Genomic DNA, 26,700 nt, shown 5'->3' on the forward strand with positions numbered 1-26,700 from the left:
ACAATTATCAAATTGTTTTAGGTTAATTGTTCTTGATTAGTTGTAGCTCTACTTTGAACAACAATCCACCGTTAGGTTAACCATAGGCAGTAAAGTTTTAGCTGACCAGAGAGATATACTTAATATGAGGACAAACCATTTGACCCTTGTGCAACCGTCCGTTAAGGTTCGCGTTATGTTATTGACGCCTACAGCTGAGCTCTCTTATGACAACAAAAAAGGACACTGCATCGTTTGAAGAAACGCTTGCCGAATTGGAATCTATTGTCGATGAAATGGAAAATGGCGACCTTCCGCTTAACAAAGCGCTGGAAAAGTTTGAACGCGGTATAGCGCTCTCTCGTCAAGGTCAAAAATCTCTCGAAAATGCAGAACAAAAAGTTCAAATTCTTCTAAATGAACAAGGCGAAGACGTATTAAAATCGCTGCCAGAAAGTGAACAACCCTAATCTGCTCACTTGTTAGCCACAGGTATCCTAATGAATTTCTCTGCTCTGCATCAGCAAGTAAAGCAGCAAACTGATGCGTCCTTGCTACAACTAATTGAAGAGTTACCCGATTACGCTCCGTCACTCAAAGCGGCCATGCGGCACGCTCTACTAGCTGGTGGAAAGCGAATGCGTCCCCTACTCGTTCATGTGGTAGGCAACACGCTAGATGTGCCCAAAAAAGATCAAATAGCCATCAGTATGGCTATTGAGTGTGTTCATGCCTACTCGCTTGTGCATGACGACCTTCCTGCTATGGATGATGACGATTTACGTCGAGGTATGCCCACTTGCCACATTGCTTTTGATGAGGCAACTGCAATTTTAGCAGGTGATGCGCTTCAAACACTTGGTTTTAGTATATTAGCCGATTCGCCAATGAGCGAATACGGCGACGCCCATAGAGCAAAGCTTCTCAGTATTTTGGCGAAAAGTGCAGGATACCTTGGTATGTGTGGAGGCCAGGCAATAGACTTGGCAAGTACAGGGAAAACCATAGACATAGAGGCATTAAAAACCCTTCATACGCTCAAAACAGGTGCGCTGCTTCGCGCTTGCGTAGAAATGATTGCTACTGTGTGCAGCACATTGGACAAAGAGGCGGAGACAGATCTCATGCTCTTTGCCAATAATATCGGGCTCGCATTTCAAGTCCAAGACGATATTTTAGACGTAGAAGGTAGTAATGAAAGTTTAGGTAAGCCTGCAGGTTCCGATGAAGCACTCGGCAAAAACACTTTTCCTGCAAAACTGGGGTTAAGTGGAGCTAAAGATGAGTTAGCAACACTTCACGAGAATGCACTACAAGCATTAGCCCGTTTACCTTACAATACAGATAGTTTAATCGCGTTTAGCGAGCTTTTGGTAAAACGTGACCATTAGCCACGCGCCATGTTGAAAAGATAATAAAAAAATGAGTTTAGATCTCCAACATTATCCAACGCTTGCCCTTGCGCAAACGCCGGACAAACTAAGGAAGTTACCACAAGATAAGCTCCGCGATCTCGCTGATGAACTTCGCGAATACCTGCTGACTTGTGTGAGCCAAAGTAGCGGGCATTTTGCTTCTGGCCTAGGCACTGTGGAATTAACAGTTGCACTTCACTACATATACAATACTCCTTTCGACCGTCTTCTTTGGGATGTGGGACATCAGGCATATCCGCATAAAATCCTAACCGGTCGCGCGGAGAAAATGTCTACAATAAGACAAAAAGACGGCCTGCACCCGTTTCCATGGCCGCTTGAAAGTGATTATGACACCTTTGCAGTGGGCCATTCATCCACGTCAATAAGTGCCGCGTTAGGCATGGCTGTTGCCGCTGAAAAAGAAGCTAAAGGCAGAAAAATTGTATCAGTCATCGGCGATGGTGCAATGACTGCGGGCATGGCCTTTGAAGCCATGAATCACGCGGGTGATATCAAGAAAGACATGGTCGTTATTCTCAACGACAACGAAATGTCTATTTCGGAAAATGTTGGTGCACTAAACAGCCATTTAGCACGCCTGCTTACGGGAAATCTTTTTAATTCAATCCGGGACGGTGGTAAGAAGCTTCTAAGTAACGTGCCGCCAATAAAAGAGTTTGCTAGCCGTGCCGAGGAACACTTGAAAGGCATGGTGGTGCCAGGCACCATTTTCGAAGAACTAGGGTTTAACTACATAGGTCCTATTGACGGACACGACGTGAATGCGGTTGTTGACACTCTTCGCAACATGCGTAAGTTTGAAGGCCCTCAACTACTGCATGTGGTGACCAAAAAAGGTAAAGGCTACGCGGTTGCAGAAGAAGATCCTATCAAGTTTCACGCTGTTCCCAAGTTTAACCCTGCTGACAATGCGCTTCCAAAATCTAAAGCCACAGCTCCTACCTATTCTGCTATTTTCGGGCAGTGGTTGTGCGACATGGCCGCTAAAGACTCAAAGTTAATGGCTGTAACTCCGGCCATGCGCGAAGGCTCCGGTATGGTGGCGTTTTCACAGCAATATCCAGAACAGTACTTTGATGTGGCTATAGCAGAGCAACATGCGGTCACCTTCGGAGCTGGTTTAGCAAAAGAAGGTCTCAACGCTGTCGTTGCGATTTACTCTACATTTTTACAACGGGCTTACGATCAGCTTATACACGATGTAGCGATTCAAAACTTACCGGTTCTTTTTGCTATCGATAGGGCTGGCATTGTTGGCGCAGACGGACCAACACACCAAGGTGCTTTCGACATTGCATTTTTACGCTGTATTCCCAACTTAATTGTTATGGCCCCTTCGGATGAAAATGAGTGCAGGCAAATGCTTTACACTGGCCATATAGCACAGCAACCTGCTGCGGTGAGATACCCCCGTGGTGCAGGAATGGGCGTAACACCAGATCAGACCATGAAAGCGCTGGAAATAGGCAAGGCTCGAGTACTGAAAGAAAGCACCGCAGAAGCTTCCAAGCGCGTTGCGATCCTTAACTTTGGCTGCCTACTACCACATGCTCTTGAGGCCGCAGAAAAGCTCAACGCCTCGGTGATAGACATGCGTTTTGTCAAGCCCATAGATGGCGACGCCATTGCACAAGCAGCCAGTAATCACGATGTATTGCTAACGCTTGAAGATGGTTGCGTTATGGGTGGCGCCGGTAGTGCTGTTTTAGAGTACCTTCAACAACGAGGTATAATGAAAACCGTAAAGATACTGGGGCTACCTGATAGCTTCATATTACAAGGTACACAGCAAGAAATGTATAAAGAGCATGGGCTTGACGCAGAAGGAATAATACGAACCGCTGAGCAACTACTATTTTAACTCTTTTGAGTTTTGATAAATTGGCAAATTTTTTAAAGCATGCTATTAAAAGCATAATATTTAAAGCATGAAAAAAGCCCTCGCCGAAGAAGTTACTCTTCAGCGAGGGCTTTTTACTGTAAGTAGAATACTGAAAATTAAATTATCGTTTCTAAAAAAGGGTAAGCACCGCAGGCCAAAGATTAATCGCTATGTGCAAACATCCGCAAGCCATAGCGCCGGCAAGCAGATCGTCCAACATAATCCCTGTTCCGCCGTGTAATCTTTTATCAATAATGCCTATAGGCCACGGTTTTAGTATGTCGAAGACTCGAAATAACAAAAAACCAATGACAAGGGTAGATGCCGTGACTGGCAAAAATAAGAAGGTTACAAACATGCCTGCTATCTCGTCCCACACGATAGAGCCATGGTCGTGCACTTGCATATCATCAGCAGTTTTACCACATAGATAAATGCCAATCACCGACGCCATTAGCGTTACCGCAATGAAAGAGAGAGTGGATACTTGAGCGCATAGTAAAAGTAAAGGTATCGCGGCTAACGAACCAAATGTACCCGGCATAACCGGAACAAGACCGCTGCCAAACCCTAAAGCCAAAAAGTGCACCGGGTTTTTCATACTCACTCTTGCACGAAACTCAGCCTGCATAAAAAGCGCTCATTCTAAAACGTATGTTCGTAGCCGCTAGATTGCTTCGGCTCGTATTTTTCATCATTTTTATACAACATTAACTTGTCTGAATGACCGGTTAGTTGCCCAATACAGGTGACTTTTACGTTAGAGCTGGCGATAGAAGTTTCAAGACTGCCCCGCTGCTCTTCAGACACAGTGAAAAGCAACTCATAATCATCGCCTGCAGAGAGCGCGTATTCTATCGCTTCTTCTTGTGTTACCGCGCTCGTTAATGCGCGAGATAACGGAAGGCGATCGACATGAATGTTAGCACCACAGCCAGAAGCGCTAAGAATATGCTTCAGGTCCGAAATAACACCGTCCGATACATCGATACAAGAAGATGCAATACGGCGCATAGCGGTACCTACAGCAACTCTCGGAGTCGGAAAATAATGTCGATTGATGAGAACATCTCTGGCCTCTCCGGACACATCAAGCTTACCTTGAAGAATATCCAAGCCTGCACCTGCATCTCCCAAAGTTCCGCTGACGTAAACCCAGTCTCCCGGTTTAGCACCGCTGCGGGTAAGTTCAGAGCCCGGAGGAATAAAACCTTGTGCGGTAATAGTCATCGCCATGGGGCCTTTTACAGTATCACCACCAATGAGCTGAACCGAGTAGTATTGTGTAAGCTCGTACAGACCTGAAACGAAATCACTTAACCATGTTTCTTCTACTTCAGGAAGTGACAGCGATAGGCTTATCCATGCAGGCTCAGCCCCCATCGCAGCGAGGTCGCTAAGATTAGCTGCTACGGCTTTGTAAGCTACTGACTTTGCGGGCGCGTCTCTTAAAAAATGTACATCTGCTACAAGCGTATCGGTAGTTACTGCCAACTGCTGATTTTCAGGTACCATTGTCACGGCACAATCATCACCAATACCAATAACTACGTCTCGTCTTTTGTGGCCGCCAGCAGAAAAGTAGCGGCCGATAAGGTCGAATTCTTTCACGGTATTTATTAAAACCTTAAGTAACGTCCAGTGTCACTGAAATAGGTTAATCGCGCTCGTCTTTTCGCAGTGTTTTCACTGCTTTGTCGAGTGCACCATTTATGAATTTATGACTATCTTCAGCACCAAATGATTTAGCAAGCTCAATGGCTTCATTAATAATCACGCGGTATGGCACATCGATGCGTTCAGTGAGCTCCAGTGTTGCAATGCGAAGAATCGCTTTTTCAATGGCATCCAACTCTTCTGGTAATCGGCCAAGATAAGGCTTTATCGTCGCATCCAACTTACTTGCGTTATGGGCTACTCCGCGCAGTAGCGCTTGGAAATATGCCATATCGACCTTCTGCATGTCGTTACTGGTTGCTAACGCCAGTTCAACTTGCTGAATATCGTTATGACTCATTTGCCATGAATAAATGCCTTGCAAGGCTAACTCACGGGCTTTACGACGAGCTGAAACTTTCACTAAATAATTACCTTAAAGCTTTTCAACGGCATCGATAACGTTAACCATTTCAAGCGCGCCTAGTGCAGCTTCTGCACCTTTGTTGCCCGCTTTAGTGCCTGAACGCTCGATAGCTTGTTCTATTGAATCTGTTGTGATGACACCAAATGACAAAGGCACGCAGTATTCTAATGATACTTGCGCTAACCCCTTATTACATTCACCAGCTACAAAGTCGAAGTGTGGTGTTCCGCCGCGGATAACCGCGCCTAGTGCAATGATGCCGTCAAATGATTTTTTCTCGGCAAGTTTCTTAGCAACAATAGGTAGTTCGTAAGCACCCGGTACTCTTACAACCGTAATGTCATCACTGTTCACTTCGCCGTGACGCTCTAGGGTATCAAGTGCACCTTCTAATAAGCTTTCAACAACAAAACTGTTAAAGCGTGATACAACAATGGCGAATTTTTTACCCGTCGCACGGATGTTACCTTCAATAACTTGCATGTTTTCATTCCTCGAGAAAAAGCGGCGCGAAGTATACCATAACTGCGCCTAAACTAAATCGATTGTTTCTTTACCCAACAATTTTATTGTGCAGACCGCGCAATCGTTGAAAAGAAGGTTGATATTAATTAAAAGCAAATTTGTTCGCCGCCGAAGTAATTATGACGGCGATGCCTTTTAGAAATAAGGACTATTCAATGCGCTTCAGGGCTAATCGTGAACGTATTCCACAACCTCTAAGCCGTAACCTGATAGTGCATGATACTTTATGGGTTTACTTAACAGCCGCATTTTGTGAACACCCATCGATGCCAAAATTTGACTGCCCACACCTATTGTGCGAGAAGAACCTTGCCAGTCTGCACCAGCGGGGCGCTCTCCCCTATCTTCTGCAGCAAAGCGACGCACTTGATTTTCAATTTGTTCGTCTTTGCCAAGTAACACAAGAACTCCACCCTCATCGGCTATCTTTTGCATACCCTGAGACAATGTCATCGAGCGGTTAATACCACGGGTAGACCCGAGCAGATCACTAAATGTATTGTGCAAGTGAACGCGAACAAGCGTAGGCGTATTTTCTGAAACCTCACCCTTTTTCAACGCAAAGTGTAGCTGATTATCGATGCTGTCTTTGAATGTGTGCAGTTCGAAGTCACCGTACTCTGTAGGCATACTACACTGAGCAACTTTCTCTATCGTTGTCTCATTGAGATTTCTATATTCAATAAGGTCGGCTATTGTTCCAATCTTCAAATCATGCTTTTTGGCAAACGTTTCAAGCTCTGGCCTGCGAGCCATAGTGCCGTCTTCATTTAAAATTTCAACAATCACACCAGCGGGTTCAAGACCTGCTAAACGCGGTAAGTCTACGCCGGCTTCAGTATGACCCGCTCGATTTAATACACCTCCCTCTTTTGCAATAAGAGGAAAAATGTGGCCGGGCTGCACAATATCGGTGGCTTTAGCGTCTTTGGCTACAGCGGCCTTTATTGTTGTGGCGCGGTCGGCAGCGGATATACCCGTTGTAACCCCGGTAGCCGCTTCAATAGAAACGGTAAAGTTGGTGGAGAACTGAGCTTCGTTTTTATCAACCATCAAGGGCAGATTGAGCCTACGGCAACGTTCTTGTGTCATTGGAAGGCACACTAAACCTCTAGCATGGGTTACCATAAAGTTAATGGCTTCTGGCGTAACGTGTTCTGCCGCCATTATAAGATCGCCCTCGTTTTCACGATCTTCATCATCCATCAAGATAACCATCTTGCCTTGACGGATATCTTCAATTATTTCTTCTGATGTATTAAATGCCATATTCTTTCTTCTTGTAGGGTTATTTTTTTAAAAATCCATTCTCTGCTAGAAAGGCCATATCAATGCCTTTCGCGGCTGGCTCAGCCGCCTTGTCACCTAACATTAGGCGCTCCAAATACCGAGCAATGACGTCAACTTCCAAATTCACAGCAGTACCTACCTTATAAGTACCTAGTACTGTCTCTTTTAACGTGTGTGGAATAATCCATAACATAAATTCGGCACCATTAACTTCATTAACAGTTAAACTCACGCCGTCTACGGTTATGCTTCCTTTATGTGCGATATACTTTGCAATGGCCTCTGGAGCCTTTACCCAAATTTCAACATAGTCAGTGTGTTTAATAATTTGGCTGACTTCTCCAACACCATCTACGTGGCCAGATACAATATGACCGCCGAAACGGTCTGTAGGCCGCATCGCTTTTTCTAAGTTAACAGTAGACCCAACGCTGTAATTCTTAAAGCCAGTCAACTTGATAGTCTCAGTAGAAACGTCAGCGCAATAATAATCATCACCCGCATCGGTTACCGTCAAGCAGACGCCATTAGTTGCAATGCTGTCGCCAAGGGCTACATCAGTCATATCTAAATGCTGAGAAGATACAGTTAGCCGAATATCTTTGCCTCGGTTATCTAACTTTTGAATTGTACCCAGAGCTTGAATAATACCAGTAAACATAGCTTTCCTCTTTGCCGCGTTTAATCTCGCGAGCTATCTGTGTCCGGTCGATATACAAGCTTAATGTCGTTACCAACCTGACGATTTTCAATAAGCGTGAGTGAAATAGATTGCTCAATAGAAGTATAGGATGGCAGATTCACCATACTCATGCCTTTATTTCCCAATAACATAGGCGCTTGATAACAAATAAATTCATCAACTAATCCAGCGTCTAATAGTGCGCCTGCCAAACCAGGACCTGCTTCTACCCAAACCTCGTTATATTGCTTGTCACCAAGTGATTGCATAAGAGCGTCTAAATCAACTCTTCCCTGCTTTGGTGTGATAGTTAAATAGTGGCGAGCAGCCGTGTCAGGGTGAGGGTTAATGGTGGCTATGAGCGTTGTATTTCCGTCCGTCAAACACTGACAATCTGAGTTAACTACCTCTTTACTATCCACTACCACGCGAGTAGGTTGACGAATTCTTTCAAGTGGATAGCGGCTAAACTGCGCTTCGTTTGCCCGTACCAATAAGCTAGGATCGTCAGCTATCACCGTGCCAGAGCCAGTAAGCACGCAACAACTACTGGCGCGATAGCGCTGCACATCTCTTCGGGCCTCAGGGCCTGTTATCCATTGGCTTACACCATTTTCTAACGCTATTTTTCCGTCTAAACTTATGCCGAGCTTAACTCTGACGAAGGGTTTTCCAGTAAGCATGCGTTTAATAAAGCCAGGGTTAATTGCCGCAGCCTCTGCAGCCATAACACCGCTTACTACTTCAATTCCTGCTTCCTGCAATTTTCGTATCCCATTGCCGCTCACATTTGGGTTAGGATCTGTCATTGCAATGACTACCTTGCCAATATTGGCCCTTATAAGTGCTTCAGCACAAGGGGGAGTACGACCATAGTGGCTGCAAGGTTCAAGTGTGACATAAGCTGTAGCATTGTTAAGCGTGTTTCGACCAGCTTTACTGGCTTGCTTTAACGCGTGTACTTCAGCGTGAGGTGTTCCGGCCTGTATATGAAAACCTTCGCCAATACATTGATTGTTTCCATTAACAATAACACAGCCTACTCTGGGATTGGGCGACGTGGTGTAAAGCCCTTTTTTGGCAAGTTGAATGGCTTTCGCCATCCAATAATAATCAGATTTTATGCTTTTATGCTGCACGTGCTGTCCTGTAGTCAGTCTCCGAGTCTCGCGATTTCTTCACCGAATTCTCGTATGTCTTCAAACGAGCGATAGACCGACGCAAACCGCACATAAGCTACTTTATCTAGCTCTTTTAACGCTTTCATGATGAGTGTACCAAGAAGCTCACTTTCAACTTCTCGTTCACCAGTTGCTCTGAGTTCTGATTTGAGGGATAAGATGCACTGCTCTACTTTTTCAGTACTGACGGGGCGTTTTTCGAGCGCTCGTTGTAAACCAGCCCGCAGTTTATCCTCATTAAAAGGCTCCCGCGAACCATCGCGTTTTATCACGCGGGGCATAACTAGTTCGGCACTTTCGAAGGTAGTAAAACGCTCATGGCACTGGGCGCATTCGCGTCTTCTGCGTACTTGATGCCCTTCTGCAACTAGCCGAGAATCGATGACTTTTGTCTCTTGCGCTGAGCAAAAAGGGCAAAACATAGAATATCCTTTATTATTGCGTACTTAGCCTAAAACATCTCTGCATTAGTACCAAAGTACGCAATAAAAGACAATCTTATTTACTTAAGCGTAAACAGGATATTTTGAGCACAACGCAACCACTTCACTTTGAACGCGTTTGATAACAGACTCATCGCCCATGTTATCAAGAACATCGCAAATCCACGTTGCTACTTGCTCTGCCTGCTCTTCTTTAAAACCTCTGCGAGTAATAGCTGGGCTACCAATGCGAAGTCCGCTTGTTACAAACGGAGAGCGAGGGTCGTTTGGCACTGAGTTTTTATTAACCGTTATATTTGCTGCACCAAGGGCCGCGTCAGCATCTTTACCAGTGATATCTTTATCAATAAGGTCTAGTAAGAATAGGTGGTTGTCAGTACCGCCAGAAACAATTTTGTACCCGCGGTCTTGCATTACTTTAACCATCGCTTTCGCATTTGCAACAACCTGCTGCTGGTAAACTTTAAACTCAGGTTCAAGTGCTTCTTTAAATGCCACGGCTTTAGCAGCAATAACGTGGCAAAGTGGGCCACCTTGGTTGCCAGGAAATACCGAGCTATTAAACTTTTTATAAAGCGTTTCGTCGCCGCACGATGAAAGAATAAGACCGCTACGAGGACCCGCAAGGGTTTTGTGTGTCGTTGTGGTCACAACGTGTGCATGCGGTAATGGGTTAGGATATACACCCGCGGCAACCAAGCCTGCAACGTGAGCCATATCGACAAGTAAGTATGCGCCTACGCTATCAGCGATCTCTCTGAACTTAGCCCAGTCAACAACGCCTGAGTATGCAGAAAAACCACCTATGATCATTTTAGGCTTGTGCTCTTTCGCCAAAGCTTCTACTTGCGCGTAATCAATTTCGCCCGTTTCATTGTTTAGTCCGTACTGAACAGCGTTGTACGTCTTGCCCGAGAAATTAACGTGAGAACCGTGGGTAAGGTGTCCGCCCTCAGAAAGGCTCATACCTAATACAGTATCACCAGCATCTAGTAACGCCATAAATACGGCAGTGTTTGCCTGAGAACCTGCATGGGGCTGTACGTTCGCGTATTCAGCACCAAACAGCTGTTTAGCTCTATCAATGGCTAGTTGCTCAACTACGTCAACATGCTCACAACCGCCGTAGTAACGCTTACCCGGGTAACCTTCGGCATACTTGTTAGTAAGCTGAGAGCCCTGAGCTTCCATCACACGTGGGCTACAATAGTTCTCAGAGGCAATAAGCTCGATGTGATGTTCTTGACGCTCAACTTCATTTGCCATTGCTTTGGCTAATTCTGGATCAAAGTCAGCTATGTTCATTTCGCGAGAAAACATGGGGGCTCCTTAACTGCGATTATTTTTTGGCATGATGCGTCGGATATGGACTGCATAATTTTGCAGCCATATTCTAGTCATTTTCGGATGCTTGTATACCGCTTTATGGCTAAATTAATTTAAATGGCGTAGGTTTAACGTAAATCGCAGGCTACAGGCACATCAGACCTGTTTTTCTAGCGCTTTTACACGATCAAAAAGGCTACCAATCTTTTGTAAGCGCACCGCATTTTTACGCCATTCTCTGTTTGTTTGTGCTGGTTGTCCTGATGAATAGACACCGGGTTGCGTAATGTCTTGTACCACCATGGTGTAACCTGTTACCTGCACATTGTCGCAAATGCTGATATGGCCATTGATTCCTACCCCACCAGCAATGATCACATGCCGGCCGATGTTGCAGCTTCCCGCAATACCAGTAGCACCGCAAATACAGGAATGGTCACCAATAACGCAATTGTGACCAATTTGAACTTGGTTATCTATGATAACGTTAACACCTATAACCGTATCGTCTAGCGCGCCTCGATCGATACTAGTATTGGCGCCAATCTGACTGTCATCACCAATGCGCACACCACCGAGTTGGGGAATAGGCAACCAAACGCCCTTATCGTTTGCATAACCAAAACCCGACGAACCGATAACGGTTTGGCTGTGAATAGTTACCCGCTTTCCTATTACAACACCGTGATACACAGTAACGTTTGGATAGAGTGTACTTCCCTCTCCAATATGAGCGCCTTTTCCAACGACGGTATTGGCACCTATGCTCACGCCATCACCAAGCACAACGTTATCCTCAATAATAACGTTGTGGCCTAACACTACATTGCTACCTACCCGCGCCGAAGACGCTACTTTTGCAGTATCTGCAATACCGGTTGCTACCACGGGTGTCGTGTCGAATAACTGGGCAATGCGAGCAAATGCAACGTGTGGATTGTCTACGATAAGCGCCGCCCCGGTTACGCTCTCTTTTACATTTTCGTGAACAATCACCGCTCCAGCATTTGTGCTTTTCAACTGTGACTTGTACTTTGGATTAGTCAAGAAAGAGATTTGGTGACTTTGCGCACCAGACAGTGTGGCAACCGAAGATATAGTAATGCCGCTATCTCCCTGAACAACCCCACCTACGTGGTTGGCAAGTTCTTCTAAACTATAATGACCTTTATCAATGGTTGTCATACGCTTCATTACCTATTTAATTTCTGACCGTTTGTATACTTTATGCTGCCGTAACTCGTTCAACTCGTATCGACTTTCGAAATAACAAAAACCGTTTTGCTAGTTCAGAGGTACGTTTTTTCACTAAGTTTAACTGATTTCTTTTCATGCTTTGATGCAATATTGGATTTTGATGCATTAAGCGAACAAAAAAAACGCAACTGCCGCATACAATGGCTTTACGCACTGGCGCGAGCTATAGTGTTGCGATTACAATATCATTTTATTTTTCACCGCGTTTTTAGCGAGGTTAGAGCATGGCTCAGTACGTTTATAGTATGCACCGCGTTGGCAAAATTGTGCCACCGAATCGACAAATTTTAAAAAATATCTCTCTTAGTTTTTTTCCAGGAGCAAAGATCGGAGTTCTAGGCTTGAATGGCGCAGGTAAATCGACATTGCTGCGCATAATGGCAGGCATTGATACCGAGATCGAGGGCGAAGCCCGTCCACAGCCGGGTTTGAAAATTGGTTACCTCTCTCAGGAACCAAAGTTAGACGAGACTAAAGATGTGCGTGGCAACATCGAAGAAGCCGTAGCCGATGTAAAACATGCTCTCACCCGTCTAGACGAAGTTTATGCAGCTTATGCAGACCCAGATGCTGACTTTGACGCCTTAGCAAAAGAACAAGGTGAATTAGAAGCAATCATTCAGACAAAAGACGGCCATAACCTTGATAATGTACTTGAGCGAGCCGCTGATGCGCTAAGACTTCCTGCGTGGGATGCCGATGTAAGCAAACTTTCGGGTGGTGAGAGAAGACGGGTTGCACTATGCCGTTTGTTGCTGGAAAAACCTGAAATGCTATTACTTGATGAACCGACGAACCACTTGGATGCTGAATCGGTAGCCTGGCTTGAGCGCTTCTTACACGATTACGAAGGTACCGTTGTAGCGATTACCCATGATAGGTATTTCCTGGATAATGTTGCTGGATGGATTCTGGAGCTTGACCGCGGTGAAGGTATTCCATGGGAAGGTAACTACTCATCTTGGCTTGAGCAAAAAGAAAGTCGTCTTGAGCAAGAGGAGCGCGTTGAATCGGCCCGCAAAAAGAGTATTAAACAAGAATTAGAGTGGGTTCGCTCTAACCCTAAAGGCCGCCATGCAAAAAGTAAGGCTCGTATGGCTCGCTTTGAGGAACTGTCTACAAGTGATTACCAAAAGCGAAATGAAACCAACGAGCTCTTTATTCCACCTGGAGAGCGACTGGGCGATAAAGTCATTGAAGTGTCGAACTTGAAAAAATCATATGGCGACCGTGTTCTCATTGATGACCTTTCGTTTAGCGTACCTAAAGGTGCCATTGTGGGTATTGTGGGGCCAAACGGGGCTGGTAAATCTACCTTATTTAGAATGTTAACGGGGGCAGAACAACCTGACTCGGGAACGATTGATTTAGGTGACACCGTAAACATTGCCGCTGTCGAACAGTTCCGAGACCACATGAATGGAAAAAATACTGTGTGGAAGGAAATTTCAGACGATCAAGATATTATTCGAATTGGCAACTTCGAGATAAACAGTCGCGCCTATTGCAGCCGCTTTAACTTCAAAGGCAATGACCAGCAGAAGTTTATCAAAGACTTATCGGGTGGAGAGCGAAACCGTGTGCATTTAGCTAAGCTTTTAAAAGCCGGCGGCAACGTGCTTTTACTCGATGAGCCCACCAACGACCTCGATGTGGAAACACTCCGAGCATTAGAAAATGCTCTGCTTGAGTTTCCGGGTTGTGCCATGGTTATCTCGCACGATAGATGGTTCTTAGATAGGGTTGCAACTCACATTATGGACTATCGTGATGAGGGGAATATTAACTTCTTTGAAGGGAACTATGCCGATTATGAAACCTGGCTCAAACAAGAGTTTGGTAAAGACGTCGTAGAGCCTCACCGTCTTAAATACAAACGTATGGCGAAATAAGAATAGCTTTCAAAGAGGCCTTCTTAACTGGAGGCCTCTTTTTTCCCCTTCCACTTTTTCTATACACCATTTCGAAACTACGTAAACTCCGATGCACATGAATACAAAAACATTTTTTCTCACGTGACATTGCGAACCTGTCATTATTCACCAATACTGAGAGTATCAGGGTATTTTTTAAGATTTTATGTATGACAGATAAGCGCCAGTTCCAGAGGGTTGAATTAGACGTTCCAGGAACACTCGCCCACGAAGGTAAAGAAATACACGTCATTGTTCATGATGTATCTTTGCAAGGGATAAAGCTGCTTGCTAGCGAAAGCGCCTTATCAATACTCCCTTTTGATAGTCACGACCCTTACGTGGCAACATTTCAAGCTAATGAAGACAGCCCTGAAATTACACTTTACATAGAACAGCTTTATCGACATGCAGATACCCGACAGTCGCTGGTTTCTCTGGGCTGTAAAGTCGCCCGAATGGACATTAACTGTGTAAGTGCACTCAGGCGGCTAATTGCGTTAAATAGCGAAGATGAAGGCATTGAAGAGAGGGATTTAAACGCCCTAGTCAACGCTGTTTATCAGCACGAATCTAAGGCGGGTTAAAAACATTGGAGTGTGAAGTAACACTATTCAGTATCTAACGATTACTCCACAGAGATCACTCGATAACGATCACTCCATAACGATCACTCCAAAGCGTTCAGTGCTTCGCTAAGCCGAGCAACAGGTATAACTTTCATCCCCTGCATAGTCTGCTTCGGCATATTTGCTTTTGGCACTATAGCGCGTTTGAAGCCATGCTTTGTAGCCTCAATGATCCGCTCTGTACCGTTGGGAACAGGTCTTATTTCTCCTGCCAACCCCACTTCACCAAAAACAATGAGATCGTTGGGAAGCGAACGGTTTCTAAAACTGGAAATCATTGCGAGTAAAAGAGCTAAATCTGCACTGGTTTCCGTTACTCTTACCCCACCAACTACGTTCACAAATACATCTTGGTCGTTCATTTGAACATTACCATGACGATGTAGAACAGCGAGCAGCATCGACAAACGATTTTGATCGAGTCCTACGGCAATTCGTCTTGGGTTCGACATTTGCGAGTAATCAACCAAAGCTTGGATCTCTACGAGAAGAGGCCGAGTCCCCTCCCAAATGACCATCACACTAGAGCCCGGCGTTTCATTCTCATCACGACTTAAAAAGATTGCCGAAGGATTTTTTACCTCCTTGAGCCCTTTTTCTGTCATTGCAAAAACACCGAGTTCATTAACAGCACCAAAACGGTTTTTGTGGCTTCTTAGGGTGCGGTAACGACCGTCACTTTCCCCTTCCAGCATCATTGAGCTATCAATACAGTGCTCTAGCACTTTCGGCCCCGCCAAATTACCGTCTTTAGTAACGTGACCGACAATAAACATAGCAATATGGTTTTGTTTGGCAAAACGCGTTAAATAGGCCGCACTTTCTCTCACTTGAGACACGCTGCCCGGCGCAGACTGAACATCGGCAACATGCATAACCTGAATAGAGTCGATGACCATAATTTTTGGACTTTCAGCCAAGGCCAGCTCGCAGATAGTTTCTACGTTGGTTTCTGCCAGCATCATTAAGTTGTCATCAGGCAAAGCAAGGCGCTTTGCCCTCATTGCAACCTGTTGCAGAGATTCCTCTCCCGTAACATAAAGGGCTTTCTCTGTTTTAGCCATCTGACACATCACTTGTAGCAGCAGCGTACTTTTTCCGGCTCCAGGAGACCCGCCGATCAACATAGCAGCTCCTGGAACAATACCGCCACCTAATACTCTATCTAACTCTTTAAAACTGGATGAGAATCGGGGAAGTGCCTCTAGATCGATGGCGTTTAGCTTTTCAACTTTTGCTGCTGTTTGCCCAGCGTAACCTGAATTTACCTGTCTAGTTGCGGTTTTAGCACTTGCCACCACAAATTCGCTTATCGTATTCCACGCTTTGCACTCTGTGCATTGTCCCTGCCACCGAGGAAATTCTGCGCCGCAATCGGAACACACGTAGGCAGTTTTACGTTTTGCCATTTTCCAGTTTTATCCACAAGTTAAAAAGAGTATTCTATCATTAAATGGCGTTAGTTTAAGTACAAGGCTTTCTTGAACTTAACCGAGAAAAAGACGGATGCCGGCCAAGGGTGCGAGGTTAAGGACTTTTCACACATAGCCGATAAAAACTAAAATGAAAAAGTAAACAGTGAAGTTGCGCATAGATGAGTCAAGACTTAGCACAGTATAAAGACATAATTGAACAGTTGAAGCCTGTGGTGAATGAGCCTGAGTTCAATCAGGTATTGCAGCAAGTTGCAGCTGATGTTCCCAAAGAAAAGCGCTTTCTTATAAAAATGGAAGTAAAGCGTCTGGCTAAGCCGTGTCTTCGCACAATCGACCTTCGTGGCAATGTTGATGGCAAGTGTAAAAAATATACTCATGAAGGTCGAAATCACTTCATGGACGACATCGCTGTTGATAAATTCGAAGAACAACTTCGAATATTTGGCCGTTACACCTATGGTGTATACGAAGCAGTACAAAGCACAGAAAACAACTTCCGCCTTATGCAAGAGCGAGAAATTGCGCAAGAGAGAGCAGAAAGAGCACAGCCCGATGCTAGGAAACGTTCTGCGGTGCTCGAGCAGTTCAAAGTAGATACGGTAAACCTGCTAGATTATCAGCAGCGCAATACCGAACGCATGAATTTTGCTGTGGCGGTGGAGATATTCAACCAATACAATGAGTCTATGCGGGGCCTCAGTGTTGATATATCACTTGAAGGATTACAAGTTAAACTCCCCAAAGATATTATCTTCGAGAAAGGTGAACTACTTTTCGTTTATTTTAGAGGGCTTGAAAACGAATTCACTTTAGATAAAAAGCACGGTATTGCTTATCGATTAGTGAAGATTTCCGAAAAAAACGATGTAAAATATCTAGCCTTTCAAAGAGCGGTAGACCACCCAAATAAAAGCTTCGATAACTTTTTAGAAAGTTTTATACACGGTAACAAACGCCGATATAAAGTGAATATGAATAACACCATTGAGGCTATCACCAGTAAAATTTCTGAACAATACTTTTCACCCAGAAGCCCTACTTTGCCGGTTTACATTGACGTGGTAAACGAAACGCTCGTTCCCCGGTTTGCCATGATGAATGAAGTAAACCGGGAAACTATTCAGTACTGGCAAGATGAAGAAAATACCTGTCGCTTGAGCTTTCTACTGACTCAAGAACGTTTGCATCACCTGCTCAGAAAGTCAGACGAGGTGAGAGAATGTTTTATTTTTAGCTTCACCCATCTGCAAAATAGTAAGGTCTATTTTTACTCGGCATCTTATGAAGAGCTGCAACAAAAAGAATTACTAAAACAGGTATTTTTAGGCTTTGGGTCGAAAAAAGCGAGTTGGCGAGTGTTTAAGGTAACGCTTACAGACATGACTCCAGAGCAGGCCCATATTCCACTTTCGATTCCTGATTCTGTGGGTAGTAAAGTAAAAAAACTAAATACTCCTCCCTCTGCACGGTTAATGGGTAGACTCAAAAATCTGCGTTATTTAGCCCATGTGACAGACGTGACCTCGTTGACGGGACAAGAAACTTACAGCGATTTTAAATTTAACCGTGAAAACCTTTCCTATTTAAAGAATTTTGGACACCCGCGTAGTCGAGCTCCCTCAAAGATAGAAATTGTTCGATTTAAAAATGAGGAACTACGCATAGAAAGCCGCTATCGACTGCGTACGCATATTGAGGTGCGCTTTAACGGCGAGGACACTGCTCACAAAGGCGTGAGCGAAGATATTTCTGTAAGGGGCTTAGGGCTTCGGGTGGAATTAACCAAAGAATATGGAGGCAGCCTGGAAGATCGTGTAGAAGTGGCTTTTCCGCGCCTTCAATCGATTACAACTTCTTTTGATGTTATGAACCTTCAATACGACATTGTTTATCACAATATCGAGAAGAACATCTTACACCTGAAAGCAGCACCAGGAGAGGAAGGTAAAACCGCCCGAAACTTCTTCGAAGAGTTAATAAAGAAAAACAAAGCCAACCTTCAAGCTGAGTCTGATGAAGAAGAAATTCCAGGTATGGGGCAAGCACTACGCTGCATAAATGCAAGAAATGCGACCTCTTTATCATTTCTGATGAGCAGGGAAGGAGTACGGTATACGCCGCAAGCTGGTATTATCGGGAAACAGGATGAACGAATTACTTTGCTAACCACGCAGTATGCAGAAAGAGGAAAAGTGAATCTTGAATTCTTATTCCGCGATCGAAAATCAGACTCGCCGTTTGTACAAAGCGGTATAAAAACAGTTAAGCTGGAAAATATGCCGTTGCGCCAAGAGCTTTTTGTTTCTTTCGACAATTCTCAAAAAGATTCTCGAATGGCTATAATTCCTCGCTATTCTCATAAGTTCGACAACAATCAGCAAAGAAAGAGCTTCATAAGGGAAGCCATGAATAGAGGGCAGTTCATTGCTATCCATGTGATGTTAACAACAACGGGGAAACCCGATCTCTCTATGCTACAAACAGAAATTAACTACGTCACCATGTACGCGATGCACAGAGCAAGGGAGCTTGAGAAGAAAATGTGGAGCATTGCCGCTTGCTCTCATCTAATTGATGTTACTGATGAAGTCTTAATTCGCTACGGCTTTAGCAGTGAGGAGATTACTCAGAATAGAACGCCCTTAGGCACCTCTCAGCATCAAAGCGCCTGACTTTAAGAGAAGCCGATTTCAGCATACAAAGCTAGATGGCTGAAATCGGCTTGCTACTATTCGCTTAAAAAGTAAAGTAAAGAGTGAAGACTACCGGCTCGAATTGCCACGTCGGCTTTTTCGTTGACCACAGGCTTGCCATGACACGCCACACCCAACGCTGCCTCTTTCATCATAACGAGATCATTCGCTCCATCTCCCATTGCTACCGTTTGCTCACTATCGATGTTCCATTTTGCAGCAAGTTGTTTTACGGTCTCTGCTTTCACATCTGCATTGACTATTTCTCCAACTACCTTCCCAGTAAGTTGACCGTTGTCGACTTCCAGCGTGTTTGAGGTAGCAAAGTCCAGCTCTAGTCGTTGTTTTAAATGATCAGCAAAGTAGGTAAAACCACCCGACGCGATGGCCAGTTTCCATCCATGCTTTTTGAGTTCGCTCAGTAAGGCTTGGATCCCCGGCATTATCGGCAAGCTGTCGCGAATTTTGCGAAGATGTTCCACAGGTACACCTTCTAAACAGGCTACACGATGGTTAAGGCTTTCGTTAAACGCAATCTCTCCCCTCATGGCTTTTTCTGTAACTTCAGCCACTTCTCTACCAACATCAGCTAGCTTTGCAATTTCGTCAATACATTCAATGCCAATAACTGTACTGTCCATGTCCATGACCAACAAGCCACCTTTTGACAAAGATGGCTGTGAAAGCTGCAAACCAATGTCTATGTTGAAAGTTGCAGATAACGCACTCAGCATTGCTTTTAATTCGGACTTGTTGTCTTTTAACAGGTTACCTCTTGCCACTACCACATCATCACCTAGCTGCTGGTGTAAATGATGGAACGCAAGCGCACCCGTGTCGAAATGTGACTGAATGTCAGATAACACATTGCCAACAATATAAGGCGTTAATGCTTGACCTATAATGGTTAAAGACGCGTGAAAGTCTACGTCGGTACTCTGTCCGTTTATTAAACCGGCTAACGCTGATGATGAATGGATACTATCGCTTTCCTTGTCGCCTAAACGAGATTTAAAAGTGTCGAGCACGGCTGGGAGTTCCTTAAACATTGAAGTGGGCTAATGCTACCCAATTGGGCGCCGTAATAAAATATGGTCTTTCAAATTAGTAAGATTTATCCTACTGTTATCGATACATTTATCCTTTTACGGAATTTTATATTGGCAAAGGCCGAAACACCGTTAACAACTGCATCAGTAAACCATTCCCACTCTCTTTACACCGTTATAAAAAGAGTGATGCATACGCTATTGGCTAGCCTTGTTATTGCTCTATTAGTTGCGTTACTGCTTATGCTGCAACGTTACCAACAAGAGTGGCTGCATGCTCAAACCGCCTATGCGGGAAACAGTGCCGCCCGTCAATACGGCAAACTATTACAACCGTTAATGAGCAAGCCTGACGCCAATGACGACAAGAGTGCCAATGCATCTGTTGCCCCTCAACTCGGCAACCTCAATTCAGTAATAAAGGTTTTAGCTGACGAGCCCCATGTCCTTGGTATCTCAGTATTTGATGAAAAAGGTCGATACCTCGCACCTTTACCTAAAACCGAAAGTGTAGTCAGTCTTAATCAATCGCACGACGTGCTGCCTATCACGTTTGTTGAATCGATTGTTAGCGAGCAAGGGCAAGTTGTTGGCTACCTTCACATACATATGGACACAAAGAAAGTGTTAGAGGCGCCGTTGTCGCTTCGCTCTCAGCTGTTTGTGATTGCGGTAATAGTTTTATTTATTGCGTTGGTAGTAGGCATTTACGTGACAAGAGGCTTTTACAAATTCCGGCCTTGGCTATTGGATGTCATCACTCAAATATTAAAAAGGCGATTGTAATTTGTTGTCGTTATATTAATAAGCTCAGATGGCTCGATGTCGCTAAGCGCTGTCATTGCGTCTATCACATCGGTAATAAAGCGTGGCATATTGGCCTTACCTTGCCTCCCCGACATCGGTATATCCGGTGCATCCGTTTCTAGTAATATTCTGTCAGAATAGTAGCGGATAAGATGAGCTACTGTATCTCGCGTTTTCTTCGCACGTTCATAGGTAATTGTTCCGCCAATACCAAGATAGAACCCTTTGTCGATATAGCGTTCTGCCACATCGATACTGCCCGAAAATGCATGTATCACGCCAGAGCCTGAAAATACCGATGACTTAAGTGCTTCAAGTAGCAGGTGGTGAGACTTACGATGGTGGAGAATAACTGGCAGGCCTTGCGCTTCTGCAAGATTGAGATGGGCGTGAAGGCTTTGCTTCTGCATTTTCATACATACAGAGATATGACCGTCTAACCCTGTCTCACCAATAGCGCGAACGTTACTATCAATGGTCTTTTCTAACAGAGCCAGTGATTCGGACAATGACTGCTCATTCTGCAAAAGAAAATAAGGATGTAGACCTATCGCGATATCAATCGGCAAAATATCAGAATACGTATTTTGGTAGTATCGTAATGTACTCCAAGACTCGGGAGTGATCCCCGGTACCATGAGCCTCTTCAAACCATTTTGTTTTGCAGTCGCTAATACGTGTGGAATGTCGTCGCATAAGGGGGGTAGGTTAAGATGGCAATGACTGTCTATCATATTCCCCCCTAATCACGCGTATTCCAATTAAGGCATAAGCCGTTGGGTATTCCACTGGCCTTGCTCGTCTACATTGTATTCAATTCGGTCGTGGAGCCTATCTTCACCACCTTGCCAGAATTCGATTTGATGCGGCACTATTCTAAATCCGCCCCAAAAATCGGGCACTGGCAGTTCTTTGTTAGCAAATTTATCTTTTAGCTGCTGGAACTGAGTAAGTAGTAACTCTTTACTTCCAATGGGCTTACTTTGTTTTGACGCATAGGCTGCCAGCTGACTGTCTTTTGGACGAGAAAAAAAGTAGGACGCATTTTCAGCCGTTGACAATTTCTCTACTACCCCGCAAACCCGCACCTGACGCTCCATAAAAAACCATGGAAAATGGCAAGAAACCTTAGGGTTTGACGCTAGCTCCTGAGCTTTGCGACTTCCCAAATTTGTGAAGAAAACAAACCCGTTTTTATTTACATCTTTAAGTAATACTATGCGCTGAGAGGGTTGACCAGTTGAATCAACGGTGGCCACCGTCATAGCAGTTGGATCAGGTATGTTTGCGTCAATAGCGTCTTTAAGCCACTTATCGAACAATTGAAAAGGAGTGTCGGTTAAGTCAGACTCACTCAAGGTTCCCTTTGAGTATTGCCTACGCATATCAGATATAGCCATCAGTCTCTCCCGCGCAACCTAGCTAAAACTACTTTTAAAAAGCGTTAATAGGTTGCGCATATACGAAAATCTACAAGACCTTAAAAACGGAAAAGGGCTAGGAAGGGATCACATACTACAGGTTACTGTCATCGCCATAACCCAGTGAGCGCAAAGCGCGCTCGTCATCAGCCCAACCTTGCTTCACTTTCACCCAGAGTTCTAGAAACACTTTATTATCGAAAAGGTTTTCCATATCTTTGCGTGCATGCTCGCCAATGGTTTTTAGATGCTTTCCGCCCTTACCTATGATCATCCGTTTTTGTGTTTCACGCTCAACTAGAATAAGACCGCTTATTCGATAGACGCCGTTTTCGGCCATTTTGAACTGCTCTATTTCCACCGTAGTTGAATAAGGTAATTCGTCACCGGTAAAGCGCATTAGTTTTTCGCGGATAATTTCTGCGGCCATAAACCGACTTGAGCGGTCGGTAATATAGTCCTCAGGGAAAAAGAATTCACTTGAGGGTAAAGATTTAGCCACGAGCTCGCGAATATCATCAACCATTTTGCCCTGCTTCGCACTAATGGGAACAATATGTTCGAAACTGTGTTTTTCACCAAGCATGCGCAAGTGAGTAACAAAGCCTTCTCTGTTCTCCACCTTGTCCATTTTATTAACGATGAGATAGCACGGAAGGTTAGACTGTTTGACCTTGGAGAGCACCATTTCATCTTCGGCATTCCAGCGATCGCCTTCAATCACAAACAGTACTAAGCCCACCTCGGCAAGTGAACTTGACGCAGCGCGGTTCATGTAGCGGTTAATGGCGCGCTTTTCGTCTTGGTGAAGCCCTGGCGTGTCAACATAAATAGCTTGGTACTCACCGTCAGTATCGATACCCAGTATGCGGTGTCTCGTAGTTTGTGGCTTTCTTGAAGTAATACTGACTTTTTGACCAAGCAGACGATTAAGCAAAGTGGATTTACCAACATTCGGACGGCCTACAATGGCAACTAGACCACAGCGTGTCTGCGGTTCACCTTGATCTATATTAGTCATCGAGCTTCTCCAGCGTTAGACGGGCTGCTTCTTGTTCGGCCTTACGGCGGCTATTGCCAGATGCTTTTACTGGCTCAGCCAAGCTTTCCACTTTGCAGCTAACTTGGAAGACTTGCGCATGGTCCTTACCTGAAATGGACAGCACTTCGTAGGTAGGAAGAGGAAGTTTACGACCTTGTAAAAATTCTTGCAGTCGCGTTTTATTGTCTTTTGGATGGGCATTGGGGTCGAGTTTGCTGATCCTGGTTTCCCAGAGTCTGTCGATAACACCACGAACTTCGTCCATGCCAGAGTCTAAATATATGGCGCCAAGCAGTGCTTCAACGGCATCAGCTAATATAGAGCTTCGGCGATTGCCACCGCTTTTTAATTCACCGGGCCCCAAGTTCAGTAGCTCACCCATACTCGCCTCTCTGGCCAACTCGGCAAGCGTATCGCCTTTGACCAAAGTAGAACGCATTCGGGTTAACTTTCCTTCAGGCACGTCGGGAAACCGCTTATAAAGGGTTTCACCAATAATCATGCCTAATATGGCATCTCCCAAAAACTCCAGGCGCTCGTTGTGGAGCTTAGCTGCGCTTCTGTGAGTAAAAGCTTGGTCCAGCAACGCCACATCGTTAAATGTATAATCTATCGCCTTATAAAGACGATGATATTTATCGATTCCTTGCATCAATGAATGCCGCCTACGCGTTCAAAGCGAATGCCTGTTGGTATCCACGAAGGCAACATATCTTCTTGCTTACGTTCAAACTCAAATGAGACCCAGATAGCGACGGCTTTACCCACTAGATTTTCATCAGGTACGAAGCCCCAAAAGCGGCTATCTCGACTGTTGTCTCTATTATCACCCAACACGAAGTAATGGCCTTCAGGCACTATCCACTCGTTGCGGCGTGTTCCTGGCTGGGTGTAAAAATTCACCGGAGAGATATCGCGCATTGGGTGGCGTAAAATATCATGCTCGATATCACCAAGGGATTCTGTGTAGCGCATCAGCTGTGCCATATCTTGCACAAATTCACCTCGTTCTTGAAACGAAAGTGGAACAGCCTCTAATTTAGGACAATTGTTTTTATCTGTGCATTTAGGTTTTATAAATACCTGCTTATTTTGATAAACCACGGTATCACCCGGCATGCCGACTACGCGTTTTATATAGTCAATTCCAGTGTCTTCAGGATATTTAAACACAACCACATCACCGCGCTCTGGAGCACCAGTCTCAATAAGCTTGCTACGAAAAACAGGGTCTTTCACGCCATAAGCAAACTTTTCAACTAGAATAAAATCCCCTACTAACAGCGTTGGCATCATTGAGCCTGAAGGTATTTGAAACGGTTCATACAAAAAAGACCGCAATACCAATACAAACGCAATAACCGGAAAAATTTGCTGGGCGGTATCGACCATATATGGCAACTGAGGATCTTCACCATACCCCGCGTTCTCTGCTGTTGCTGCCGCCTGCAATCGAGCTTTGCGCTTTGGCGCAAACACTAGGCTATCGACTAGCCAAATAAGACCTGTAATCAGTGTTAGCGCCACTAAAATCAGGGAAAAGTAGTTCGCCATTATTTACCTACCTTCAATACTGCAAGGAACGCATCCTGTGGCAGTTCAACGTTACCCACTTGCTTCATGCGCTTCTTACCTTCCTTTTGCTTTTGAAGTAGCTTTTTCTTACGACTAACGTCACCGCCGTAACACTTAGCAATAACGTTTTTACGTAATTGCTTAACCGTGCTACGCGCAACAATATGGTTTCCAATAGCTGCCTGAATGGCAATATCAAACATTTGTCTTGGTATTAATTCACGTAATTTTTCAACCAGTTCTCGACCGCGGCCCTGAGAATTTTCTCTGTGAGTAATAACCGCTAACGCATCCACTCGTTCCCCGTTTATTAGAATATCCACACGCACCATGTCAGAGGTTTGGAAGCGTTTAAAGTTGTAATCTAACGAGGCAAAACCACGGCTAGTCGACTTTAAGCGGTCGAAGAAATCTAGTACAACCTCAGCCATAGGAAGCTCGTATGTCACTGCAACTTGTTTGCCGTGATAGGTCATGTTTGTTTGCATGCCGCGCTTTTCTACACAAAGCGTAATAACATTGCCAAGATATTCTTGCGGAACCAAAATATTCGCTTCGACTAGAGGCTCTCGAATTTCTGCAATATCATTCACCGGCGGCAGTTTCGCTGGACTGTCCACCGTCAGGGTTTCCCCCTTGGTGGTTTCAACTTCGTAGATTACTGTTGGCGCGGTGGTGATAAGACCTAAATCGTATTCACGCTCTAGACGCTCTTGAATGATTTCCATATGCAGCATGCCAAGGAAACCAATTCTGAATCCAAATCCAAGCGCTGCTGAACTTTCTGGCTCATAAAACAAAGACGCGTCGTTCAGGCTTAGCTTTGCAAGCGCATCGCGGAAATCTTCATAGTCGTCAGAACTAATTGGGAAGATACCGGCATAAACCTGAGGTTTGATCTTCTTAAACCCTGGCAGCATTTCGGTAGCAGGCGCTTTGGCTAATGTGATGGTATCGCCTACCGGCGCACCTTGAATATCTTTAATGCCGGCAATGATGAAACCAACTTCGCCAGCTCTAAGAATACCAGTATCCAGAGGCTTTGGCGTAAATACACCAATTTTATCAACTTGATGAATTTGTCCGTTCGACATGATTTGTATCTTGTCTTTTTTGTTGAGTTGCCCCTCAACAATACGAACTAGCGACACAACACCTTGATAGTTATCGAACCAGGAGTCTATGATCAGCGCTTTAAGCGGCTTTTCTCTATCTCCCTCTGGCGGCGGGATTTTGTTAACAATAACTTCAAGTACATCTTCAATACCAATGCCTGTTTTCGCAGAGCAGCGAACGGCCTCTAGTGCGTCGATGCCCACTATATCTTCGATTTCTTCTGCTACGCGGTCAGGATCGGCTTGAGGTAAGTCGATTTTATTCAAAATCGGAACCACTTCCATATCCATTTCAATTGCAGTGTAACAATTTGCTAGTGTTTGAGCTTCTACGCCCTGACCTGCATCAACAACCAACAGTGCTCCTTCACAGGCAGCCAAAGAGCGCGACACCTCATAAGTGAAGTCGACGTGTCCCGGAGTATCAATGAAGTTCAACTGATAAGTTTCACCGTCTTTGGCGTTGTATTCCAGCGTTACGCTTTGTGCTTTAATTGTAATTCCGCGCTCTTTTTCCAAATCCATGGAGTCAAGAACCTGTTCAGCCATTTCACGGGTGGAAAGTCCACCACAATGCTGAATAAGACGGTCAGACAAGGTCGATTTACCATGGTCAATATGGGCGATAATACTGAAGTTACGAATGTGCGATTGTTGCATAATGCTGGAAATTACCTGCAGAAAAATTCATTAAACGAAAAATACCACTCGCTTCACGCTAAAACGTAAACGCGGCGCGTGCGGATTTTACCCATTTATCCGCTGAAAAGCGAATTAGCAACAGCATATTTTGCTAAAAGGCGTATGCGATGAGATGAACTGTTAATGAAGAAAGGTGGAAAGAGATTGATGTGATGATTACTAAGGATGTAAATGCGATAAGGTTGAGCGGGCTAGGGATTGTTAGAAAGCAGGTTGATACAAGGTGGACGG

General features: G+C 44.7%; 25 protein-coding genes. 7 read left to right on the plus strand and 18 right to left on the minus strand.

The window, feature by feature from the left end; all coding sequences use genetic code 11:
- Positions 1–206 precede the first annotated feature (206 nt).
- Genes xseB through dxs form a run of 3 tightly spaced genes read left to right on the plus strand, consistent with a single transcriptional unit; the run spans position 207 to position 3,279 of the window.
- The gene (gene xseB, locus BM528_RS12400; protein WP_071980078.1) at positions 207–449 is read left to right on the plus strand and encodes an exodeoxyribonuclease VII small subunit; all 243 of its coding nucleotides are present in this window, start codon (positions 207–209) and stop codon (positions 447–449) included.
- A gap of 30 nt (positions 450–479) precedes the next feature.
- On the plus strand, positions 480–1,370 hold the full coding sequence (locus tag BM528_RS12405) for a farnesyl diphosphate synthase (protein WP_071980079.1): 891 nt from the start codon (positions 480–482) through the stop codon (positions 1,368–1,370).
- A 31-nt stretch (positions 1,371–1,401) separates the two neighbouring features.
- Positions 1,402–3,279, plus strand: coding sequence for a 1-deoxy-D-xylulose-5-phosphate synthase (dxs, locus tag BM528_RS12410; protein ID WP_071980080.1), 1,878 nt, complete (start codon positions 1,402–1,404; stop codon positions 3,277–3,279).
- A gap of 151 nt (positions 3,280–3,430) precedes the next feature.
- Here the strand turns inward: dxs and BM528_RS12415 are convergent, their stop codons facing one another.
- From BM528_RS12415 to lpxD, 10 genes are all read right to left on the minus strand, one after another.
- A complete protein-coding gene (locus BM528_RS12415) occupies positions 3,431–3,931 on the minus strand; it encodes a phosphatidylglycerophosphatase A family protein (protein ID WP_071980081.1) in 501 nt (166 codons plus the stop codon).
- Positions 3,932–3,945: 14 nt separating this feature from the next.
- Positions 3,946–4,911, minus strand: a complete 966-nt coding sequence (thiL, locus tag BM528_RS12420; RefSeq protein WP_071980082.1) for a thiamine-phosphate kinase — start codon at positions 4,909–4,911, stop codon at positions 3,946–3,948.
- 46 nt (positions 4,912–4,957) lie between these two features.
- Positions 4,958–5,380, minus strand: coding sequence for a transcription antitermination factor NusB (nusB, locus tag BM528_RS12425; protein ID WP_071980083.1), 423 nt, complete (start codon positions 5,378–5,380; stop codon positions 4,958–4,960).
- A 12-nt stretch (positions 5,381–5,392) separates the two neighbouring features.
- Positions 5,393–5,866 carry a 6,7-dimethyl-8-ribityllumazine synthase gene (gene ribH / locus BM528_RS12430; protein WP_071980084.1) on the minus strand — a complete coding sequence of 158 codons (474 nt, stop codon included), beginning with the start codon at positions 5,864–5,866 and terminating at the stop codon, positions 5,393–5,395.
- 210 nt (positions 5,867–6,076) lie between these two features.
- Positions 6,077–7,177 (minus strand): bifunctional 3,4-dihydroxy-2-butanone-4-phosphate synthase/GTP cyclohydrolase II, encoded by a 1,101-nt coding sequence (gene ribBA / locus BM528_RS12435; protein WP_071980085.1) that lies wholly within the window; start codon positions 7,175–7,177, stop codon positions 6,077–6,079.
- Positions 7,178–7,196: 19 nt separating this feature from the next.
- Complete coding sequence (locus BM528_RS12440; RefSeq protein ID WP_071980086.1) at positions 7,197–7,859, minus strand: riboflavin synthase; 663 nt, start codon at positions 7,857–7,859, stop codon at positions 7,197–7,199.
- A 20-nt stretch (positions 7,860–7,879) separates the two neighbouring features.
- Positions 7,880–9,019, minus strand: coding sequence for a bifunctional diaminohydroxyphosphoribosylaminopyrimidine deaminase/5-amino-6-(5-phosphoribosylamino)uracil reductase RibD (gene ribD, locus BM528_RS12445; protein ID WP_083595279.1), 1,140 nt, complete (start codon positions 9,017–9,019; stop codon positions 7,880–7,882).
- Positions 9,020–9,033: 14 nt separating this feature from the next.
- A complete protein-coding gene (nrdR, locus tag BM528_RS12450) occupies positions 9,034–9,483 on the minus strand; it encodes a transcriptional regulator NrdR (RefSeq protein WP_071980087.1) in 450 nt (149 codons plus the stop codon).
- 84 nt (positions 9,484–9,567) lie between these two features.
- Complete coding sequence (gene glyA, locus BM528_RS12455; protein WP_071980088.1) at positions 9,568–10,824, minus strand: serine hydroxymethyltransferase; 1,257 nt, start codon at positions 10,822–10,824, stop codon at positions 9,568–9,570.
- Between the two features lie 162 nt (positions 10,825–10,986).
- Complete coding sequence (lpxD, locus tag BM528_RS12460) at positions 10,987–12,015, minus strand: UDP-3-O-(3-hydroxymyristoyl)glucosamine N-acyltransferase (protein WP_071980089.1); 1,029 nt, start codon at positions 12,013–12,015, stop codon at positions 10,987–10,989.
- Between the two features lie 296 nt (positions 12,016–12,311).
- On the opposite strand from lpxD, the gene ettA reads away from it, so the two are divergent.
- Together ettA and BM528_RS12470 are read left to right on the plus strand one after the other, a co-directional pair.
- A complete protein-coding gene (ettA, locus tag BM528_RS12465) occupies positions 12,312–13,979 on the plus strand; it encodes an energy-dependent translational throttle protein EttA (protein ID WP_071980090.1) in 1,668 nt (555 codons plus the stop codon).
- Between the two features lie 191 nt (positions 13,980–14,170).
- Positions 14,171–14,587: a PilZ domain-containing protein gene (locus tag BM528_RS12470; protein ID WP_071980091.1), complete on the plus strand. Its 417-nt coding sequence runs from the start codon at positions 14,171–14,173 to the stop codon at positions 14,585–14,587.
- An 83-nt stretch (positions 14,588–14,670) separates the two neighbouring features.
- On the opposite strand, the gene radA is transcribed toward BM528_RS12470, so the two are convergent.
- The gene (radA, locus tag BM528_RS12475) at positions 14,671–16,038 is read right to left on the minus strand and encodes a DNA repair protein RadA (RefSeq protein WP_071980092.1); all 1,368 of its coding nucleotides are present in this window, start codon (positions 16,036–16,038) and stop codon (positions 14,671–14,673) included.
- A 185-nt stretch (positions 16,039–16,223) separates the two neighbouring features.
- Between radA and BM528_RS12480 the strand changes: the two genes are divergently transcribed.
- The gene (locus BM528_RS12480) at positions 16,224–18,737 is read left to right on the plus strand and encodes a PilZ domain-containing protein (protein WP_071980093.1); all 2,514 of its coding nucleotides are present in this window, start codon (positions 16,224–16,226) and stop codon (positions 18,735–18,737) included.
- Between the two features lie 56 nt (positions 18,738–18,793).
- Here BM528_RS12480 and serB read toward each other — a convergent pair whose 3' ends face one another.
- A complete protein-coding gene (gene serB, locus BM528_RS12485) occupies positions 18,794–19,807 on the minus strand; it encodes a phosphoserine phosphatase SerB (protein ID WP_071980094.1) in 1,014 nt (337 codons plus the stop codon).
- Between the two features lie 111 nt (positions 19,808–19,918).
- On the opposite strand from serB, the gene BM528_RS12490 reads away from it, so the two are divergent.
- Positions 19,919–20,593 carry a hypothetical protein gene (locus tag BM528_RS12490; protein WP_198033557.1) on the plus strand — a complete coding sequence of 225 codons (675 nt, stop codon included), beginning with the start codon at positions 19,919–19,921 and terminating at the stop codon, positions 20,591–20,593.
- Here the strand turns inward: BM528_RS12490 and BM528_RS12495 are convergent.
- From BM528_RS12495 to lepA, 6 genes are all read right to left on the minus strand, one after another.
- Positions 20,569–21,348: a TatD family hydrolase gene (locus tag BM528_RS12495; RefSeq protein ID WP_071980095.1), complete on the minus strand. Its 780-nt coding sequence runs from the start codon at positions 21,346–21,348 to the stop codon at positions 20,569–20,571. The genes BM528_RS12490 and BM528_RS12495 overlap by 25 nt on opposite strands.
- 27 nt (positions 21,349–21,375) lie before the next feature.
- Positions 21,376–22,014 carry a pyridoxamine 5'-phosphate oxidase gene (gene pdxH / locus BM528_RS12500; protein ID WP_071980096.1) on the minus strand — a complete coding sequence of 213 codons (639 nt, stop codon included), beginning with the start codon at positions 22,012–22,014 and terminating at the stop codon, positions 21,376–21,378.
- 115 nt (positions 22,015–22,129) lie between these two features.
- On the minus strand, positions 22,130–23,056 hold the full coding sequence (gene era, locus BM528_RS12505; protein ID WP_071980097.1) for a GTPase Era: 927 nt from the start codon (positions 23,054–23,056) through the stop codon (positions 22,130–22,132).
- Positions 23,049–23,729, minus strand: coding sequence for a ribonuclease III (gene rnc / locus BM528_RS12510; RefSeq protein ID WP_071980098.1), 681 nt, complete (start codon positions 23,727–23,729; stop codon positions 23,049–23,051). Before rnc ends, era begins: the two co-directional genes overlap by 8 nt.
- Entirely contained in the window at positions 23,729–24,631 is a 903-nt protein-coding gene (gene lepB, locus BM528_RS12515) for a signal peptidase I (protein ID WP_071980099.1), read from the minus strand. Before lepB ends, rnc begins: the two co-directional genes overlap by 1 nt.
- Positions 24,631–26,427, minus strand: a complete 1,797-nt coding sequence (gene lepA, locus BM528_RS12520; RefSeq protein WP_071980100.1) for a translation elongation factor 4 — start codon at positions 26,425–26,427, stop codon at positions 24,631–24,633. The genes lepB and lepA overlap by 1 nt, the downstream gene beginning before the upstream one ends.
- Between the last annotated feature and the right edge of the window lie 273 nt (positions 26,428–26,700).

Origin of the sequence: Alteromonas sp. RW2A1, assembly GCF_001886475.1 — a bacterium.
GTDB lineage: Bacteria > Pseudomonadota > Gammaproteobacteria > Enterobacterales > Alteromonadaceae > Alteromonas > Alteromonas hispanica.

Bases quoted from the DNA above. Each gene is read 5' to 3' on its own strand.
- xseB (WP_071980078.1), top strand. From the start codon at position 207: ATGACAACAAAAAAGGACACTGCATCGTTTGAAGAAACGCTTGCCGAA.
- BM528_RS12405 (WP_071980079.1), top strand. From the start codon at position 480: ATGAATTTCTCTGCTCTGCATCAGCAAGTAAAGCAGCAAACTGATGCG.
- dxs (WP_071980080.1), top strand. From the start codon at position 1,402: ATGAGTTTAGATCTCCAACATTATCCAACGCTTGCCCTTGCGCAAACG.
- BM528_RS12415 (WP_071980081.1), bottom strand. From the start codon at position 3,931: ATGCAGGCTGAGTTTCGTGCAAGAGTGAGTATGAAAAACCCGGTGCAC.
- ribH (WP_071980084.1), bottom strand. From the start codon at position 5,866: ATGCAAGTTATTGAAGGTAACATCCGTGCGACGGGTAAAAAATTCGCC.
- ribBA (WP_071980085.1), bottom strand. From the start codon at position 7,177: ATGGCATTTAATACATCAGAAGAAATAATTGAAGATATCCGTCAAGGC.
- BM528_RS12440 (WP_071980086.1), bottom strand. From the start codon at position 7,859: ATGTTTACTGGTATTATTCAAGCTCTGGGTACAATTCAAAAGTTAGAT.
- nrdR (WP_071980087.1), bottom strand. From the start codon at position 9,483: ATGTTTTGCCCTTTTTGCTCAGCGCAAGAGACAAAAGTCATCGATTCT.
- glyA (WP_071980088.1), bottom strand. From the start codon at position 10,824: ATGTTTTCTCGCGAAATGAACATAGCTGACTTTGATCCAGAATTAGCC.
- lpxD (WP_071980089.1), bottom strand. From the start codon at position 12,015: ATGACAACCATTGATAAAGGTCATTATAGTTTAGAAGAACTTGCCAAC.
- ettA (WP_071980090.1), top strand. From the start codon at position 12,312: ATGGCTCAGTACGTTTATAGTATGCACCGCGTTGGCAAAATTGTGCCA.
- BM528_RS12470 (WP_071980091.1), top strand. From the start codon at position 14,171: ATGACAGATAAGCGCCAGTTCCAGAGGGTTGAATTAGACGTTCCAGGA.
- radA (WP_071980092.1), bottom strand. From the start codon at position 16,038: ATGGCAAAACGTAAAACTGCCTACGTGTGTTCCGATTGCGGCGCAGAA.
- BM528_RS12480 (WP_071980093.1), top strand. From the start codon at position 16,224: ATGAGTCAAGACTTAGCACAGTATAAAGACATAATTGAACAGTTGAAG.
- serB (WP_071980094.1), bottom strand. From the start codon at position 19,807: ATGTTTAAGGAACTCCCAGCCGTGCTCGACACTTTTAAATCTCGTTTA.
- BM528_RS12495 (WP_071980095.1), bottom strand. From the start codon at position 21,348: ATGATAGACAGTCATTGCCATCTTAACCTACCCCCCTTATGCGACGAC.
- pdxH (WP_071980096.1), bottom strand. From the start codon at position 22,014: ATGGCTATATCTGATATGCGTAGGCAATACTCAAAGGGAACCTTGAGT.
- era (WP_071980097.1), bottom strand. From the start codon at position 23,056: ATGACTAATATAGATCAAGGTGAACCGCAGACACGCTGTGGTCTAGTT.
- rnc (WP_071980098.1), bottom strand. From the start codon at position 23,729: ATGCAAGGAATCGATAAATATCATCGTCTTTATAAGGCGATAGATTAT.
- lepB (WP_071980099.1), bottom strand. From the start codon at position 24,631: ATGGCGAACTACTTTTCCCTGATTTTAGTGGCGCTAACACTGATTACA.
- lepA (WP_071980100.1), bottom strand. From the start codon at position 26,427: ATGCAACAATCGCACATTCGTAACTTCAGTATTATCGCCCATATTGAC.